16 protein-coding genes are annotated in these 16,930 nt (G+C 72.4%); 3 read left to right on the forward strand and 13 right to left on the reverse strand.

Annotated elements, in window-relative coordinates:
* Positions 1-90 precede the first annotated feature (90 nt).
* Positions 91-1,197 (forward strand): epoxide hydrolase family protein, encoded by a 1,107-nt coding sequence (locus OG607_RS15470; RefSeq protein WP_405723596.1) that lies wholly within the window; start codon positions 91-93, stop codon positions 1,195-1,197.
* 54 nt (positions 1,198-1,251) lie between these two features.
* On the opposite strand, the gene moeZ is transcribed toward OG607_RS15470, so the two are convergent.
* The 6 genes from moeZ to OG607_RS15500 form a co-directional block, all read right to left on the reverse strand.
* Entirely contained in the window at positions 1,252-2,430 is a 1,179-nt protein-coding gene (moeZ, locus tag OG607_RS15475) for an adenylyltransferase/sulfurtransferase MoeZ (RefSeq protein ID WP_405723598.1), read from the reverse strand.
* 106 nt (positions 2,431-2,536) lie between these two features.
* The gene (locus tag OG607_RS15480) at positions 2,537-3,298 is read right to left on the reverse strand and encodes a spherulation-specific family 4 protein (RefSeq protein ID WP_405723599.1); all 762 of its coding nucleotides are present in this window, start codon (positions 3,296-3,298) and stop codon (positions 2,537-2,539) included.
* Positions 3,286-4,182, reverse strand: coding sequence for an NAD-dependent epimerase/dehydratase family protein (locus OG607_RS15485; RefSeq protein ID WP_405736788.1), 897 nt, complete (start codon positions 4,180-4,182; stop codon positions 3,286-3,288). The genes OG607_RS15480 and OG607_RS15485 overlap by 13 nt, the downstream gene beginning before the upstream one ends.
* 5 nt (positions 4,183-4,187) lie before the next feature.
* Positions 4,188-5,267, reverse strand: a complete 1,080-nt coding sequence (locus OG607_RS15490) for a hypothetical protein (protein ID WP_405723601.1) — start codon at positions 5,265-5,267, stop codon at positions 4,188-4,190.
* Between the two features lie 170 nt (positions 5,268-5,437).
* Positions 5,438-7,045 (reverse strand): GT4 family glycosyltransferase PelF, encoded by a 1,608-nt coding sequence (gene pelF / locus OG607_RS15495; RefSeq protein WP_405723603.1) that lies wholly within the window; start codon positions 7,043-7,045, stop codon positions 5,438-5,440.
* Between the two features lie 122 nt (positions 7,046-7,167).
* Positions 7,168-8,031 (reverse strand): alpha/beta hydrolase, encoded by an 864-nt coding sequence (locus OG607_RS15500; protein ID WP_405723605.1) that lies wholly within the window; start codon positions 8,029-8,031, stop codon positions 7,168-7,170.
* A 41-nt stretch (positions 8,032-8,072) separates the two neighbouring features.
* On the opposite strand from OG607_RS15500, the gene OG607_RS15505 reads away from it, so the two are divergent.
* A complete protein-coding gene (locus OG607_RS15505) occupies positions 8,073-8,552 on the forward strand; it encodes a GNAT family N-acetyltransferase (protein ID WP_405723607.1) in 480 nt (159 codons plus the stop codon).
* Between the two features lie 20 nt (positions 8,553-8,572).
* Complete coding sequence (locus tag OG607_RS15510) at positions 8,573-9,073, forward strand: NUDIX hydrolase (RefSeq protein ID WP_405723609.1); 501 nt, start codon at positions 8,573-8,575, stop codon at positions 9,071-9,073.
* Between the two features lie 4 nt (positions 9,074-9,077).
* Here OG607_RS15510 and OG607_RS15515 read toward each other — a convergent pair whose 3' ends face one another.
* From OG607_RS15515 to OG607_RS15545, 7 genes are all read right to left on the reverse strand, one after another.
* A complete protein-coding gene (locus OG607_RS15515) occupies positions 9,078-10,667 on the reverse strand; it encodes a dipeptide ABC transporter ATP-binding protein (protein ID WP_405723610.1) in 1,590 nt (529 codons plus the stop codon).
* Complete coding sequence (locus OG607_RS15520) at positions 10,664-11,662, reverse strand: ABC transporter permease (RefSeq protein WP_405723612.1); 999 nt, start codon at positions 11,660-11,662, stop codon at positions 10,664-10,666. Before OG607_RS15520 ends, OG607_RS15515 begins: the two co-directional genes overlap by 4 nt.
* Positions 11,659-12,603: an ABC transporter permease gene (locus OG607_RS15525; RefSeq protein WP_405723614.1), complete on the reverse strand. Its 945-nt coding sequence runs from the start codon at positions 12,601-12,603 to the stop codon at positions 11,659-11,661. The genes OG607_RS15520 and OG607_RS15525 overlap by 4 nt, the downstream gene beginning before the upstream one ends.
* Positions 12,600-14,315, reverse strand: a complete 1,716-nt coding sequence (locus OG607_RS15530; RefSeq protein WP_405723616.1) for an ABC transporter substrate-binding protein — start codon at positions 14,313-14,315, stop codon at positions 12,600-12,602. Before OG607_RS15530 ends, OG607_RS15525 begins: the two co-directional genes overlap by 4 nt.
* A 136-nt stretch (positions 14,316-14,451) precedes the next feature.
* On the reverse strand, positions 14,452-14,544 hold the full coding sequence (locus tag OG607_RS15535) for an Ms4533A family Cys-rich leader peptide (protein ID WP_329312835.1): 93 nt from the start codon (positions 14,542-14,544) through the stop codon (positions 14,452-14,454).
* 73 nt (positions 14,545-14,617) lie between these two features.
* Entirely contained in the window at positions 14,618-15,934 is a 1,317-nt protein-coding gene (locus OG607_RS15540) for a DUF3152 domain-containing protein (protein ID WP_405723618.1), read from the reverse strand.
* 3 nt (positions 15,935-15,937) lie between these two features.
* Complete coding sequence (locus tag OG607_RS15545) at positions 15,938-16,924, reverse strand: alpha/beta fold hydrolase (protein WP_405723620.1); 987 nt, start codon at positions 16,922-16,924, stop codon at positions 15,938-15,940.
* Positions 16,925-16,930: the final 6 nt, after the last annotated feature.

Consider the following 16,930-nt stretch of genomic DNA (forward strand, 5'->3'; position numbering starts at 1 on the left):
GGACGCAGATTAGCAATTCATTGGCCCGGCCTACGATTCGGGTGTTATGTTGGTCGAGCCAACATTGATTCGACCAATGGACGGTCCGACATGATCACGCCCTTCCGCATCGACATCCCCCAGGCGGACCTCGACGACCTCACCGACCGCCTCGCCCGCACCCGCTGGCCGGCCGAACTGCCCCTGCCCGGCGTCGGATCCGAGTACGGCGTGGAGATCGCCCGCCTGAGGGAGCTGGCCGACTACTGGCAGCACGGCTACGACTGGCGCGCGCAGGAGGCACGGCTCAACGAACTGCCGCAGTTCACCACCACGATCGACGGCGCGAACATCCACTTCCTGCACATCCGCTCCGCCGCCGGACCCGACGCCCTGCCGCTGCTCCTGGCCCACGGCTGGCCCGGCTCGATCGTGGAGTTCCTCGACGTCATCGAGCCGCTCTCCGAGGACTTCCACCTCGTCATCCCGTCCATGCCCGGCTTCGGCCTCTCCGGCCCGACCCGCGAGACCGGCTGGAGCGCCGAGCGCATCGCCCGCGCCTACGCCGAGCTGATGCTGCGCCTGGGCTACGACACGTACGGGGTCCAGGGCGGCGACTGGGGCATGGGCATCGCGCTGCTGCTGGCCGCGTACGAACCGGACCGGGTCGTCGGTGTGCACCTCAACTACCTGCCGACGCTGCCCCCGCCCGGTGCGGAGCTCGACGGCCTCCCGGCGCAGGACCTGGACCGGATCGCCCGCACGAGGGCCTATGTGGCCGCGCCCCACGGGCACATGGTCGTGCAGTCCAGCCGGCCGCACACCCTGGGCTACGCCCTGACCGACTCACCCGTGGGCCAACTGGCCTGGATCACCGAGAAGTTCGACGAGTGGACCGACCCGGCGCTGCGGCCCGTGGACCGGGACCGGCTGCTGACGAACGTGATGCTCTACTGGCTCACCGGCACCGCCCCGTCCTCGGCCCGGCTGTACAAGGAGTCCTTCGCCGACCGGACCAAGCCCAAGCCGTGCCCGGTCCCACTGGGGGTCGCGGTGTTCCCGCACGACCTGGCGCTGCCGGCCCGCGCGCTCGCGGAGCGGGCGTACGGCACGCTCACGCACTGGACGGAGTTCGACCGGGGCGGGCACTTCGCGGCGATCGAGGCGCCGGAGCTGCTGGCGGGGGATGTGCGGGAGTTCTTCGGAAAGCTGATCTGAGCTGTGGTTGCCCGCGCAGTTCCCCGCGCCCTTGAGGGCGCGGGGAAACCGCTGTCAGTACACGGGCTTGTGCGGCTCGATCGTGTTGACCCAGCCGATCACGCCGCCGCCGACATGCACGGCGTCGGAGAAGCCGGCGGACTTCAGCACCGCGAGGACCTCCGCGCTGCGGACACCCGTCTTGCAGTGCAGGACGATCCGCTTGTCCTGCGGGAGGTCCTGGAGGGCCTTGCCCATCAGGAACTCGTTCTTCGGGATCAGCTTCGCGCCGGGGATCGAGACGATCTCGTACTCGTTCTGCTCGCGAACGTCGATGATCTCGATCTTCTCGTCGTTGTCGATCCACTCCTTGAGCTGCGCCGGAGTGATCGTGGAGCCCATCGCCGCTTCCTGGGCCTCCTCGCTGACGACGCCGCAGAAGGCCTCGTAGTCGATCAGCTCGGTGACGGTGGCGTTGGGGCCGCAGACCGCGCAGTCCGGGTCCTTGCGGACCTTGACCTGGCGGTAGGTCATCTCCAGGGCGTCGTAGATCATCAGACGGCCGACCAGCGGCTCGCCGGTGCCGGTGAGCAGCTTGATGGCCTCGGTGACCTGGATCGAGCCGATGGACGCGCAGAGCACGCCCAGCACGCCGCCCTCGGCGCAGGACGGGACCATGCCCGGCGGCGGGGGCTCGGGGTACAGGCAGCGGTAGCAGGGGCCGTGCTCGGACCAGAAGACCGAGGCCTGGCCGTCGAAGCGGTAGATGGAGCCCCAGACGTACGGCTTGTTCAGCAGCACGGCCGCGTCGTTGACCAGGTAGCGGGTCGCGAAGTTGTCGGTGCCGTCGACGATCAGGTCGTACTGGGCGAAGATCTCCATCACGTTCTCGGCTTCGAGCCGCTCTTCGTGGAGGACGACATTCACGTACGGGTTGATGCCGAGGACCGAGTCGCGGGCGGACGCGGCCTTCGAGCGGCCGATGTCGGCCTGGCTGTGGATGATCTGGCGCTGCAGGTTCGACTCGTCGACCTCGTCGAACTCCACGATGCCGAGGGTGCCGACACCGGCTGCGGCCAGGTACATCAGCGCCGGCGAGCCGAGGCCGCCGGCGCCCACACACAGCACCTTGGCGTTCTTCAGCCGCTTCTGCCCGTCCATGCCCACATCGGGGATGATCAGGTGGCGGGAGTACCTGCGGACCTCGTCGACGGTGAGCTCGGCGGCCGGCTCGACCAGGGGTGGCAGCGACACGGGGTCTCCGTTGGTCGGTAAAGCATTACGGGTTCTTCTCTCCGTAACAGTGCCACGGCCCTCTTCATTCCGAGACCGTCGTCCCGAGGTGCGAGACGGTTTTGGGTCACATGCCGGGCAGCGGCTGCCGTCGGAGCATCCTCGACGCCTCGTCCCAGTAGCCCGGCAGCCCCTCCCAGGCCGCGTGATCCGTACGGTCGGTGAAGAAGACGGTGGCCGCGCCCTGCCACCGGGCGACCCTTATGGCGTTGTCCAGGTGCGGCGCGGGCATGCCGTGGACGAGGTGGCAGAAGCGCTCCGGCGGGTGGTCGGCGGTCCACTGCGGGGCCTCGGACCAGCGGTAGGTCGTCCAGGGGCCGGAGAAGGTGACGAGCTGGTCGGCGATCTCGGCGTAGCCGGGACAGGGGTGGCTGCCGTGGCCGAGGACAAGGTGCCCCTCGCCGCCGTCGTCCGCGCCCAGGAGCTGCCGCAGGGTGGTCGTGGTCCGGCGGCAGTCCGGGAGCGCGGCTCCGTCGGTCGGCGCGCGATCCAGGTAGAAGCCGTCCACCCGGTACCAGTCCAGGTAGCGGTGAGCGTCCGCGAGCAGCTGGGCGAAGGGCCGGGCCCCGTACCGGGTGTCCAGGACGCCGAGCACCGGCACCGCCGCCTCGCGCAGCCGCGCCACGGCCCGCGTATAGAGGGGGTCGGGCCGGCTGCCCGGGCCCCTGGACACATTGAGGGCCACCCAGTGCAGCGGCGTCCCCGGGCGGGCCAGTTCGGCCCACTCCTGCGGGGCCAGGAGCGGGTGGGCGTACGCGGGGACTCCGAAGCCGAGCCGGTCACCGCTGCCGAGGCGGCTGCGCAGCCCGGTCGGCGTCAGACGCGGCATGCCGCCTCCATCCAGACATCGGCGAGCGACTCCTCGAGGGCGATCCGGGGCCGCCAGCCGAGGCGGTCGCGCGCTGTGCGCACGTCGGCCTGCTGCCAGGCCCCGCAGCCGTCGGGGTAGGCGATGGGCGGGTCCTCCAGCTCGTGCACCACGCCCTGGTAGCCCGCGACGTGCGCGAGCGCGGCCGCCGCCTCCCTCATACGCACTGCGCGGCCGCCCCCGATGTTCACCACGCCCTGCGCGGCGGACAGGGACGCGGCATGGGCGGCACGCGCGACATCCCGTACATCGATGAAGTCGCGTTGCACGCCGAGCCCCGCGAGCTTCAGCTCGCCGTCCCCGCTCTGCATCGCCCTGCGCAGCGCGTCCGCGAGCCGCCCGAGCGGGGAGCCGGTCGGCGTCCCCGGGCCGACCGGTGTGAAGACCCGCAGCACCACCGCGTCCAGCCCCGAGCCCAGCACCAGCTCCGTCCCGGCCAGCTTGCTCACCCCGTACGGCCCCCCGGGGCGCGGCACCGCGTCCTCCGCCGTGGACGACCCGGCCGGCGACGGCCCGTACTCCGCCCCGCAGCCGAGCTGGACCAGGCGCGCCCCGGTGCTGCCGCGCCGGAGCGCCTCGCAGACCGTCGCCACCGCGATCGTGTTGTGCCGGGTCAGCTCCCGTGCCCCGCCCCGGATCGCCCCCGCGCAGTTCACGACCACGCCGGGGTGGACGGCGTCCACGAAGCGGGCCAGCGCGCCGGGGCTACCGGTGGACAGGTCGAACCGTACGTCCGCCTCGTCGCCGCGCCCCAGGGTCGTCAGCGTCACGGCGGGGTCGGCGAGCAGCCGTTCTGCCACATGGCGGCCGAGGAATCCGTCGGCGCCCAGCAGGAGGACTCTCATGTCGTTCATTGCTCCAGGTCTTGGTGTGAGGAGTGCGTGTGCGTGTGCGTGTGCGCGGATGCCCGCGCCAGCACGCCGAGCGCGTACGCGCCCAGCACGAGCGCGGCACAGCCGCAGGCCGCGGCGGCCACGGCCGCCGGGTCGACGACCAGCCGGTGAAAAGGCGCGGCCACCAGCGCGAAGCCCTCCGCCGCACACGCCGTGCCGGTCGCGGCCACCGCGCCCTGCGCATAGCCGTGGACGGTCAGCAGCCGCGCCGTGAACAGCAGCAGCCCGAGCGCCGCCGGACCCGCGAGCGCCGTCGGTGTCACCGGTGCCCCGGCGGCCGCGTACGCCGCGCTCAGCAGTGCCACTTGCGCAAGCAGGAAAAGCCCGAGCGTGCCGGCCAGCAGGGGCCTCACGGCTCCCGCGAAGTCCTTCAGCCCACGGCTCGGCGCGAGATGCGCACGCGCCCGTACGGCGAACCGGTGTGCGCACCACGCGGCGGGCGCGGGCGCCAGGGTGATCGCCACCAGCGCCGCCGTCGAGGCCGGGGTGAACAGGCCCTGCGCATGCACGTGTCCGCTCGCGAGTGCGGTCATCGTCCGCTCCCCGTACACCGCGAAGCCCAGCAGCCAGCACGTCCACAACGCCCCGCCCGCCGCCAGCCGCCCCGGCGCGCGCAACGGCCCCGCCCGCAGAATCGTCAACAGCGCCGCGAGCGTCAGCGGCACCGCGACCACGCACACCGCCGGCCCCCATACGCGCGCCAGCAGCGCCGCGATCGCGCAGATGCCGCCGGGGAGCAGGTGCAGCGCGATTCGCGGCGCCTGCGCAGGGGCGGGTACGGGAGCGGGTGCGGGGGTCCTGACCGGAGGTCCGGGCACCCGCGCGTACAGCTCCTCGGCCAGGCCGAACACATCCCGGTGCCGGAAGCGTCCCGCCACCCGGTCCGTCAGGCCCTGGGCCTCCAGGCCCGCGGCGATCTCCAGCGGGTCCACGGCGTTCGCGCAGAGCGCGGCGTGGCGGTGCATCAGCTCCCGCACGGGGTCGGCGGGGCCGCGACGATTACGGCGCCCTTCAGCCCGTCCGGCGTTTGAGGACACGCCCGGAGGGCGTTGGGGGGTCCAGGGGGCTTGCCCCCTGGTTTCGGGAAGGGGCGGGGTGGGGGAATCCCCCTCCCCTCGGACGGTCAGCCGCCGAGGCACCACCGGCCCAGCACCGTCGAAGTGCGCACCGTCGCCGGGCGCGGGCAAGGCAGCCCCACGCGGCGCGCTCACGCGAGGTCCGCCCAGGCCGGGGCGGGAGCCGTCCAGCGGCCCGGCACCTGCGCCTCCGCGGGGCACCCGAACGGCACCGGCTCCGGCGCGGACGCGGCCGCGTGATGCGCCACCAGGTCCAGGTAGGCCTCCCGGAAGGCCGTCAGATTCTGCTCGACCGTGAAGAGTTCGAGCGCCCGCTCCCGCGCCGCCGCCCCGAGCCGCTGCCGCCGTTCCGGGTCCCGGAGCAGCGCGACGCACGCCTCGGCCAGGGCCCGGGGGTTGCGCGGCGGTACGACCAGGCCCGTGCCGCCGATGACCTCGCGTACCGCCCCCACATCCGTCGAGACCGTCGCCCGGCCGCAGGCCATCGCCTCGACGAGTGTGACCGGGAAGCCCTCCACGATGCTGGAGAGCACGACGACGTCCCCGGCCGCGTACGCCTCGCTCAGCTCCTGCACCCCGGGCGCGCCGAGTTCGTCGAAGGAGACCGGGTTCTCGCCCACGCTGACCGCGTTCGCGGCCTCGTCCGGGAAGAGCTGGGCGGCCAGCCCCCGGCAGTGCGCGAGGTAACCGGCGGAGCCGGCCGGGCCGGGGGCGCCGATGATGCGCAGCCGGGCGCCGGGCTCCTGCCTGCGCACGGCGGCGAAGGCGTGCAGCAGGGCGATCAGGTCCTTCGCGGGATCGATCCGGCCGACCCAGACCAGCGTCGGGTCCCCGCCCTCCGATTCCGGGGGCGCGGCGAGCGATTCGAGCCCCGGGTACCCGGGATGGACCGTCCGGATCCGGCTCCGGTCCGCCCCGCAGCGCTCCTGCCAGCGCCGCGCATGCGTGCTGCCCGGGGTGACCAACGCGGCCTGGCGGTACGCCTCACCGGCCAGCAGCCGGTGGAAGGCGGCGAGCAGCGCCCGCACGGGGGCGGAGTACCCGGCGGCGCGATGCGCGAGCAGCGTTTCGCGCAGCCGGACGCCGTATTCGGTCACCAGCAGCGGCGTCCCGAAGAACCGTTTGGCCAGCAGCCCCGGCAGGACCGCCGTCCCCCCGGACACCGCGTGGCACAGGTCGGCGACGGCCAGCTCCTCGCCGTACGGGTCGTACCAGGGCGCCGACAGCGCCCGCAGCGCCCGCTCCAGCAGACCGGCGGCCGTCAGCACGTCATGGACGCCCGCCTCGCCGAGCAACGGACGTACGCCCTGCGCACGGCAGGCGTCCTCCAGCGCGCGCAAGGCCGGCTCCGACCGCAACAGCGCCGGCAGCCCGCCGTCCTCCCGCGCCAGGTCCGCCAGCCCGTACAGCGCCGTGGCGAAACGGTCCGCCAGCGCCCCGGCCGCCTCGGCGCCGCACTCCGCGAGCACGCCCGCCAGATCCTCGAACTGCGCGAGCGCGAGCGACCGGCGCCGTCCGGCCTGCGCCGCATGCGCATGCGCGGTTTCGTCCTCCGGAGTCCGCACGCGCGTGACGTTCGGCGGCAGCTCGAAAGGCCGCCCGCCACGCCCGCCTCCCCCCAGCGCGTACACCTCGAAGTCGTGGCCACTGAGCCCGCGTACGAGCCGGTCGCACCAAGCGCCCCCGGCATCGCCCCGCGCGTACGGGTAACCACCCTCTGTGAGTAATGCGATGCGCACGTGCGCCCCCCTTCTCTCTCCTCGACTCGGCGCGTTGACGCTATGCCGGGCGGGCGGTGGCGCGACGGACGGTTGTCCATCGCACCACCAAAAGGGGTGAACGCACGTAACCTTCGCGAGTGTTACGCGTTGGCGGCGATACGCTCGCCGATGAAGCGCAGTGCGTCAGGCGCCACGCGCCGCCAGTAGCCCTGGTCGTGGGCCCCGTGGCCGAAGGACGCGACGCCGGGCTTCACAAGCGCCGCGAGGGCCTGCGCGGAGCCGTGGAAGGGGTCCTCCCGCCCGCACCACACCCCGATGTCCCGCGCCGGGAGCCGGAGCTGTCCGGTGTGCCGCAGCGGCTCCACCGCCGCCCACTCCGCCTCCCCCTTGAACGGCCCCACCGTCCGCGCGTCCGCCCACGTCCGGAACAGCGCCGGGCTCAGCAGCGCCGCCGCGCCCAGCCCCGCCCGCTCACGCGCGTACAGCAGCGCCCCGAAGCCGCCCATCGAGATCCCCAGCACCGCACTCGGCTCCGCCCCGAGCCAGCCCGGCACCTCATCGACCAGCATCGTCATCGCGTCCCCGTACCAGTACGACGCCTCTCCCCCGTCCACCGCCGCCAGCACGAACGGCTCCGCCCCGCCCCGTACCGCCTGCGTGAGGAACTGCGGCATCCCCAGCCCCACGAACCTGTACGCCGACGACCCCCGCCCATGCAGCATCACGCACACCGGCAGCCTGCGGGCCGCCGCCTCCGACACCCCGGCCGACGCGATGGTCACCACCTCGACGCCCGTCCCACGCGCCTTCGACGTCACGCCGCGCCGCACGATCCGCCCCGCAGGCACATCCGGCACCGTCCCGTCCGGCCCCGTCCACCCCAGCCTGCGGCGCAGCGCCACACTCCCCGGCAGCGTCTCCGTCGCCACCCCGGCCCCCGCAACGGTCCCGCCGACCGCCACGGCACCCGCCGCGCCGGCGGCTATGAACGTACGTCTGCGCACCTGACCTCCCCGGTCGTCCCGAACCCCCGCATACTGCCTCCATGATCGAATCAGTATGGACGCTGCGCCCCGCCGCCCCGGAGGACGTGGAACCGATCGTGGAGATCCGCGCCGAGGTCATGCGCCCGGATCTCGAACGCCTCGGCCGCTTCGACCCCCACCGCGTCCGCCAGCGCTTCCGGGACGCCTTCTCCCCTCAGCACACCTCGGTCATCGCCGTCGAGGGCCTCCTCGCCGGATGCGTCGCCCTGAGGCCGGACACCGACACCGGTTCCCACTGGCTGGAGCACTTCTACCTCTCCCCCGCCCACCAAGGACGCGGCCTCGGCTCCGCCGTCCTGCGCACGCTCCTCGCCGGGACCGACGCGCGGGGCTGCGCGGTCCGCCTCAACGTCCTGCAGGGCAGCGCAGCGCAACGCCTGTACGAGCGGCACGGCTTCGTGGTGGAGAGCCAGGACCCGGTCGATGTCTTCATGGTGCGGCCGCCTGCCGAGACCAGCCGGCAGGGCCACTGTCAGTAGGTCCTGCGATCGTGCTCGTCATGGACGAAATGGTGGAGCAGGTCGACGATCAGGACCGTGTCCTGAGGGTGGTCAGACGCAGGGACGCGATCAGTAACGGCTGGCTGCACCGGATCGCCTCTACGGTGTGCCGTGACGGACACGGGCGGATCCTCATCCATCGGCGGTCCGAGGGCCTGGCCCGCTTCCCCGGGCACTACGAGGTCATGGTCGGGGGAGCCGTGCATGTCGGGGAATCCTACGAGGCCGCGGCGGCACGGGAGTTGAGCGAGGAAATGAGCGTCCGGGCGCCGGTGCGCTTCCTGTTCAGATACCTGAACCGAAGCGGGCTCAGTCCGCACTGGCTCGGCGTCCACGAAGCCGTCATCGCGGACGTCGTGGCTCCAGATCCCCGCGAGGTCGCCTGGCATGACTGGCTGACCGAGTCCGAGTTGCGGCCCGCCTTGCAGCGGTGGCGTTTCACCCCCGACAGTCGTGATGCCTTCGACCGGTATCTCACGACGGAGACCGGCCAGGCCTGACCGGTCACCCCACGGGCAGCAGCGCCCGCCGTGCCGTCCGCCGGGCCGCCGACTCCTCCGGGTCCAGGACCGGGACGGCGGCCAGCAGTGCCTGCGTGTAGGGGTGCTCGGGCGCGTCGTAGACGCGGTCGGACGGACCGGATTCGACGACGCGGCCGCCCTGCATCACCAGGACGCGGTCGCTGACCTGCCGGACGACCGCGAGATCGTGGGCGACGAAGACCAGGGACAGGCCGAGGTCGCGCTGGAGCTCGCCGAGGAGGTCGACGACCTGGGCCTGGGTGGTGACATCCAGCGCGGAGACCGGCTCGTCGCAGACGATGAGCGCGGGGCTGGGTGCGAGGGCGCGGGCGATGCCGACGCGTTGACGCTGGCCGCCGGAGAACTCGTGCGGGTAGCGGTGGTACCAGTCGGGGTTGAGGCCGACGCGCTCCAGTAGCTCCCGTACGCGGGCGGTGATCGCGGCGTCGTCCAGTTCGCGCGCCGCGCGCAGCGGGTCGGCGATGGACTCGCCGATGCTGCGACGGGGGTTGAGGGAGGAGACGGGGTCCTGGAAGACCATTTGGAGGGCTCGGCGCGGGACGGTGTGGCGCAGGTCGCCGCTGGTGGGGGCGATCAGGCCGACGAGCATGCGGCCGAGGGTGGTCTTGCCGCTGCCGGACTCGCCGACGACGCCGAGGGTTTCGCCGCGCCGGACGGTGAGGGAGACCCCGTCCACGGCCGCTGTCCTGCCGAACTCCCGCCGCAGATCGACCGCTTCGAGGAGTACGTCCTCCTGCGGGTGGCTCGCGGGCCGCACCGCGTCGAGCCGGGGGACGGCCTCGACGAGCGCGCGGCTGTACGCCTCGCGCGGGGACCGCAGTACGTCGGCCACCGGGCCCCGCTCCACCGCGCGGCCGTCCTTCATGACCAGCACGTCGTCGACGCTGCCCGCCACGACACCGAGATCGTGGGTCACCAGGAGCAGACCCATGCCGGTCTCGGCACGCAGGTCGTGCAGCAGGTCGAGGATCTGTGCCTGGACGGTGACGTCAAGGGCCGTGGTGGGCTCGTCGGCGATGAGCAGGCGCGGCTCGCAGGCCAGGGCCATCGCGATGAGGGCGCGCTGCCGCATGCCGCCGCTGAATTCGTGGGGGCGGGAGCGGGCCCGGCGCCGCGCGTCGGGGATGCCGACGCGGTCGAGGACTTCCGCCGCACGTTCGCGGGCCGCGCGCCGGGAGGCCTTGGGGTGGTGGACGCGGTACACCTCGGCGATCTGGTCGCCGACGGCGTAGTACGGGTCGAGGGAGGACAGCGGGTCCTGGAAGACCATCGCGGCCCGCCCGCCCCGCAGCCGGCGCAACTCGGCGTCCTGCGCCGTGAGGACATCGGTGCCGTCGACCCGGATGGAGCCGCCGATCTTCGCGCCGGTCCCCCGGTGCAGCCCCAGCAGGGCGAAGGCCGTCGCGCTCTTGCCGCTGCCGGACTCGCCGACGAGGCCGAGGGCGCCGCCCGCCTCCAGGGTGAAGCTGAGGCCGTCCACGGCCCGGACCGACGCCGAGGAGTCGGACGAGAAGTCAACGGTGAGGTCGGTGACCTCGACAAGGGACGTCATGCCAGGACCACCCGTCGGTCGGCCAGCGCGTACAGGACATCCGCGACGGCGTTGGCGAGGACCACGAAGCAGCCCATGGCGAGCGTCACGCCGAGCACCACCGGCAGGTCCTCCGTGCGGACCGACGTGACGAGTTTCTGCCCGATACCCGGGATCCCGAAGAGGGTCTCGGTGAGGACGGCGCCGCCGAACAGCGTGCCGAAGTCCATCGCGGACAGGGCGATGACGGGCGGCAGCGCGCCGCGCAGGGCGTGCCGCCAGACGATCGCGCGCTCGCTGACCCCGTAGGCGCGGAAGGTACGCACATGATCCTCCGCCAGTGTCTCCAGCAGCGAACTGCGGGTGATGCGGGCGTACTTGGCCGATTCGAGGAAAGCCAGCGCGAACCAGGGCAGGACCATGTTCCAGGCCCACTGCTCGGGGTCGTCGGTGAAGGGGACGTACGACGGATAAGGCAGCCACTGCAGCACCGAGCAGAAGAGCATCAGCAGCAGGATGCCGGTGATGAAGACCGGGGTGGCCGTGCCGACGAGGGTGAAGCCGGTCAGCGCGCGCTCGGTGAAGCGGCCGCGCCGCACGGCGGAGACGAGCCCCGAGCCGACGCCCATGATCAGCCACAGCACCATCGCGCCGATCGCGAGCGAGGCGGTGGCGGGCAGCTTGTCGCCGAGGATGCCGGTGACCTGCTCGCCGCTCTGGTACGACAGCCCCAGGCAGGGCGCGCCGCAGTGCTCGGTCCCCGTCCCCGTGCTGTAGTCGTGGCCGCTGACGATGCCCTGGAGGAAGTGCCAGTACTGGAGCCACACCGGGTCGCCGAGGGCGAGGTTCTGCCGCACCTGGGCGAGCTGTTCGGCGCCGCACTTGGGGCCGCAGGCGAGCTGCGCGGGATCGCCGGGGGCGATGTAGAAGACGGCGTAGAGGACCGCCGACAGGACGAGCAGCACGAGTACGGCGCTGCCGGCCCTGCGCAGCAGGAAGGTGAACAGGCCGGTCATACGGAGGCCTCCTCGCGCTTGCGCCCGGTGCCCACCCGCAGCCGCGAGGCCGCGCGGGGGTCGAGGGCGGTACGGACCCCCTCGCCGAGCAGGGTGAAGCCGACGACGGTGACCAGGAGGAAGCCGGCGGGCAGCAGGACGTACGCCGGGTCGGCCTCGTACCAGGTGGTCGCCGAGGAGAGCATCTGGCCCCAGGACGGGGTGGGCGGCTGGACGCCGATGCCGAGGAAGGACAGGCCTGCCTCGGAGTTGATGTTCAGCGGCAGCAGGACGGCCGCGTACGTGATGACGGGCGCGGCCAGCGACGGCAGCAGTTCGCGGCGGGCGATCCGCCAGGTGCCGGAGCCGCCGAGGCGGGCGGCGGCCACATAGTCGAGGGACTTCAGGGTGAGGACCTGGGCCCGTACGATCCGCGAGGTGCCGCCCCAGCCGAGCAGGCCGATGACGAGCACCAGCAGGACCGGGCGCGGGAAGCCGGAGGGGACGACGGCGAGCAGGGCGATGGCGAAGACCAGGGACGGCAGCGCGAGCATGACATCCGTGGTGCGGCTCAGCAGGTCGTCGAGGAAGCGGTTGCCGAGGCCGGCGGCGAGGCCGATGACGACCCCGAGCAGCACCTGGACGACGGTGGCGCCGATGGCGACGCCGAGCGAGATCCGGGCGCCGTAGATCAGCCGGGCGAACAGATCGCGTCCCGTGCCGGGTTCCACGCCGAGCCAGTGGTCGGCGCTGATGCCGCCGAAGGAGCCGAGCGGTACGCCGCCGGCGGCGGAGTTGACCAGCTCGGGGTGGTAGGCGGTGGTGTTCTGGCCCTCGATGGCGGTGAACAGCGGGGCGGCGACCGCCACGAGGACGAGAAGTGCGATCACGGCGCCGCCGGCGACGGCCGCGCGCTGTGCGCGCAGCCGTCGCCAGACCTGCCCTTGGCCCTCGGTCCTCACTTGACGGAGACCTGCGAGATGTCCAGGACGCCGGTCCAGTCGCTGATCACGACGTTCTTGATGTCCTTGCCGTACAGCCGCTTGTAGACCGGGTGGACCAGCGGCACGGTCAGCGCCTGCTCGCCGATCTTCTTGTCCAGCGCGCCCCAGCGCTCGGCCGCCGCCGTGAGGTCGGTCAGCTTGTTGATCTCGTCGATCTCCTTGTTGACCGAAGCGTCGTCGAGCTGGGCGTTGTTGAAGTTCCAGCCGTCCTTGACGATCTGCCGGCCGTCGAAGATCGGCGCCAGGAAGGGGCCGCCGGACGGCCAGTCCGCGCCCCAGCCGGTGAGGAAGATGCCCGGCTCGGTCTTGATGCTGTGGATCTTCTCGCCGAAGGCGCTGTGCTCCTGCCCGTCGAGCTTGACCGTGATGCCGGCCGCCTTCAGCGCCTCCTGGACCGCGGTGGCGACCTCCGGGCCCTGCTCGTCGTTCTTGGTCAGGTCGTGGGTGAGGGTGATCGTCAGGCCGTTGGGGTAACCGGCCTCCTTCAGCAGCGCCTTCGCCTTGGCGGCGTTGCCGGTCTTGCCCGCCGGGAAGGCGTCGTAGGCGAGGTAGCCGAAGGACGCCTGCTCGGGCAGGTAGGTGGTGGCGGGCTCGGCGAGGGAGGAGCCGCCGAGCGCGTTGACGACCGTGGTGCGGTTGATGGCGTAGGAGATCGCCTCACGCACCTTGGGGTTGTCGAAGGGCTTCACCTTCGGGTTGAAGGCGATGTAGTCGGTGTAGCCGAAGTGGCCGGTTCCGACACGGCTCGCCAGCGCCTTGTCCCCGATGATCTTGGCGAGTTCGGCGGCGGTGAGGTTGGTGTCGGTGGTGACCGCGGCGGCGTCCTTGCCGGAGCCGGTGGTGAGCCGCTGGTTGATGACGGCGGCGTCGAGGCCGGACTGGACGTCGATCTTGTCCGGGTAGGCCTTGCGCTCGGCGTCGGTCTTGGCCGACCAGTACGTGTTGCGTACCAGGACGATGTGCTCGCCGTCGTTCTCGTTCTTCTGCACCTTGTACGGGCCCGAGGAGATCGGGTGGTTCTCGTACTTCGTGCCGGTGTCCTTGGCCTGCGGGACCGGTGCGAAGGAGGTCTGCGTGGCCAGGTAGGGGAATTCGCCCTCGGGCTTGTTGAGGTGGAAGACGATGGTCTTCGCGTCCGGCGTCACGATCGAGTCGAGGCCGCCCTTGTCCTTGTACGGGCCCTGGTAGTCCGTACCGCCGATCAGCCAGTCGCGCAGATACGGGGCCCCGCCGGACAGCTCGGCGGCGAAGGACCGCTCGATGCCGTACTTGATGTCGGCCGAGGTGATCGCGGTGCCGTCCTCGTACTTGAGGCCGTCCTTGAGGTGGTACGTCCACACCGTGGCGTTCTCGCTCGGCTCGCCGGTGTTCGTGGCCAGGTCGGCGACGACCTTGGAACCGGCGGCGCCGTTCTCGCGGTTGCGGGTGGTGAGCGTACGGAAGACCAGGGACGGGACGTTGCCGCCACCGGAGGTGTACAGCCGGGCCGGGTCGAAGTCCTCCTGGGCCGCCTGGTTGAGGACGGTGAGCGTGCCGCCCTTCTGCGGCGTGCCGGTGTTGCCGGCCTTGGCGCTGCTGTCCTCCGGGCCGCACGCGGCGGCCCCTCCGACGAGGGCCAGTACGACGGCTGCCGCCGAGGCGCGGCGAGGTGAGACGGACAGTGGACGCATGGGAATGGGCCTTTCGCGGCTGCGAGTGGTGGGAAATGGCGACAAAAGGGCGGAGGGAAGGTTTCCGCGGGAAGGCAGCCGGAACGGTGACAGCGTTGTCAGACGGTAGGTCTCGACGTGTCCGGTGCCGTGGAGGTCAACGACAGAGAATGTCGGACACGGTGTGCCCGGTCACGCCGATCAGCGCCAGCTGAAAGCCGGCGTACTGGGTGGCGCGGTCATCGGACATGCGAAAGAGATTGGATGATGCACCTGTCCGATGTCAAAACCGGATCAGCATACGAACAGTCGGCCAGTGCCTGTCACCCCTTCGGGTAAGGCCACGGATTCGGCTTGCAGGTGAGCCCGTTCACGGTCAGGAACTTGGTCTGCTGCATCATCACCGGCGCTAGCGCGCCGTTCTTCGGGCACAGCTCGTGGCGGTGCCCGAGCCGGTGGCCGACCTCGTGGTTGATCAGCATCTGGCGGTACATGAGCATCCTGGACGGGCCGTAGGTCTCGGAGCCCTGCGCCCAGCGGTAGGCGTTGATCAGAGTGCGCGGAGTTGACGCCGAGTCACATGACACGTTTTCAACGGAGGTGTCCAGACCGGACTTGGCGCACCAGACATCGGTGGTGCCGGGGCTGGCGAGGGTGATGACGATGTCGGCGGCGCCCGTTGACACCCGCTCGAAGGTCTTGGTGCCGCCGTGACCCCAACTCCGGCTGTCGTTCAGGGTCTTGTAGACCGCCTGGGCGAAGACCTCGCCGTCCAGCGGGAGGCCCTGCTCCACGTCCACCCGGACGCGGTAGACCTTGCCCTTGCCGGGGGCCTTCTGGTGGCCGCCGATGGTGCGGAAGCGGCCCGATAGGGCGAGGTCGGCCTTGAGGGCGTACGGGCGCACCATGGCCTGCTCGTACGTGAGCGCCGAAGCGGAGGGCGAGGCCGGGGTGGACGGGGTCGCGCGGGAGTCGGAGCGGGAGGCCGAGCCGTCCGAGGCGCGGGCGGCCGTGGCGGAGGTCCGGCCGGAGGCGGAACTGGGCTGCTTGCCGCCACCCGCGAGCTGCCCGGCGACGACGACGGCCAGGACGGTGACCACGGCGGCGGCCCCGGCGCCGCCGAAGGTACGGCCCTTGCCGCCCCCCTTCGGCGGGGGCCCCGCGGAACCGGAACCGGACCCGGAATCGGGTCCGTCCGGGGGCAGGTCGTCGAAGGCCTCGACGAAGTCGCGGCGGGGCGCCGGTATTCGTCCACCGGGCGTGCGCTGGCGGGGGAACCTCGGGGCGGCCGGGGGCGCGCCGAAGGGCACGCCCGTTCTGTCGTCCTCCAGGAGGTCGTCCACGTCCGGGCCGAGCAGCCCGGCGGAACCGCCGCGGCCCGCGCTCCAGGACTCGGCGCCGCCCCAGGCGTCGTGCTCGCGGTGCTCGGGATGGGAGTAGGCCCATTCCGGGCGCCGGGCGGGCTGCCGGGCGGGCGCAGGGGGCTGCAGCGACCGGCCGGGAGCCCGCCGCCGCCGGCCCGTGCCGGGGGCGGCCGGGGAGGGCGGCGGACCGCCCGGAATGCCTGAGCCTGAGCCGGAGCCCCCGGCCATACCGTCGCTGCGGCCCTCACGGCCGCCGGATGCGCTGTGCCTGCCCATGGGCTACTTCGGACCCCCGTCCGTATAGGCCGTGCCGTGGTGGGCCGTGTCGTCCAGCAGCTCGCGTACCGCCCGCGCCACCAGATCGGGGTGCTCCATCATCGCCACATGCCCGCTGTCGGTCAGCGCCAGCAGCCGCGAGTCCCGGAACGCCCGGCTCGCCCGCGCCGCCATCCGGAAGGACACCAGCCTGTCCAGGCGGCCGTACACCAGCAGAGTCGGGGCCAGCACCCGCTCGGCCTGCCGCCACAGCGACTGCTGGCCGCCGAGCGTGTACGCGTCCAGGACCCCGCGCGCGGATCGCGACAGCGCGTCCCAGAAGTACGGCAGCGCCACCCGGCGCTCGTACTCCCCCGCGTGCTCGGCGAAGGCCTCCTCGCCGACCTCGTCCGGCTGCCCGTAGCAAAGCGCCAGCAGCTCGCGCGTACGGCGCTCCGGCGGCCAGTCCCGGGTGGCCCGGGTGACCAGCGCCGGGACGCCGGGCAGGCCGAGCAGGCCGGTCGGCAGGGCGCTGCGCTGCGGCGGGACCTCGGGGAGGGCGGGAGAGATGAGGGTCAGGGTGCGTACGAGATCGGGCCGGGCCGCCGCGATCTTGGTGGCCACCGCCCCGCCCAGCGAGTTGCCGAACAGGTGCACCGGGCCCCGTCCGTCCGCCTCCATCAGCCGCAGCACCGCCCGCGCGTGCCCGGCGACCGAGTAGTCGCCGTCGTCCGGCGGCGGGGAGTAGCCGAAGCCCGGCAGGTCCAGCGCTTCGCAGTCCAGCCGGTCGTCGAGGCGCCGCATGAGCGCCGACCAGTTGGTCGAGGAGCCGCCCAGGCCGTGCACGAAAACCGCCGGCTCACCGCCCGTGCCGGTCCGTGAGCGCACGGTCAGCGTCAGGCCGGCGAGCGTCACCTCGCGCACCGCTTCACCGTCGCCCGCTCTCGCCCCGGAGGGGGGCACGGGCACTGTGGCGAGAACGGCCGCTTCGGGGGACTCCGTCGAGGACATGGAGGC

The organism is Streptomyces sp. NBC_01537, from assembly GCF_045040445.1.
Lineage (GTDB): Bacteria > Actinomycetota > Actinomycetes > Streptomycetales > Streptomycetaceae > Actinacidiphila.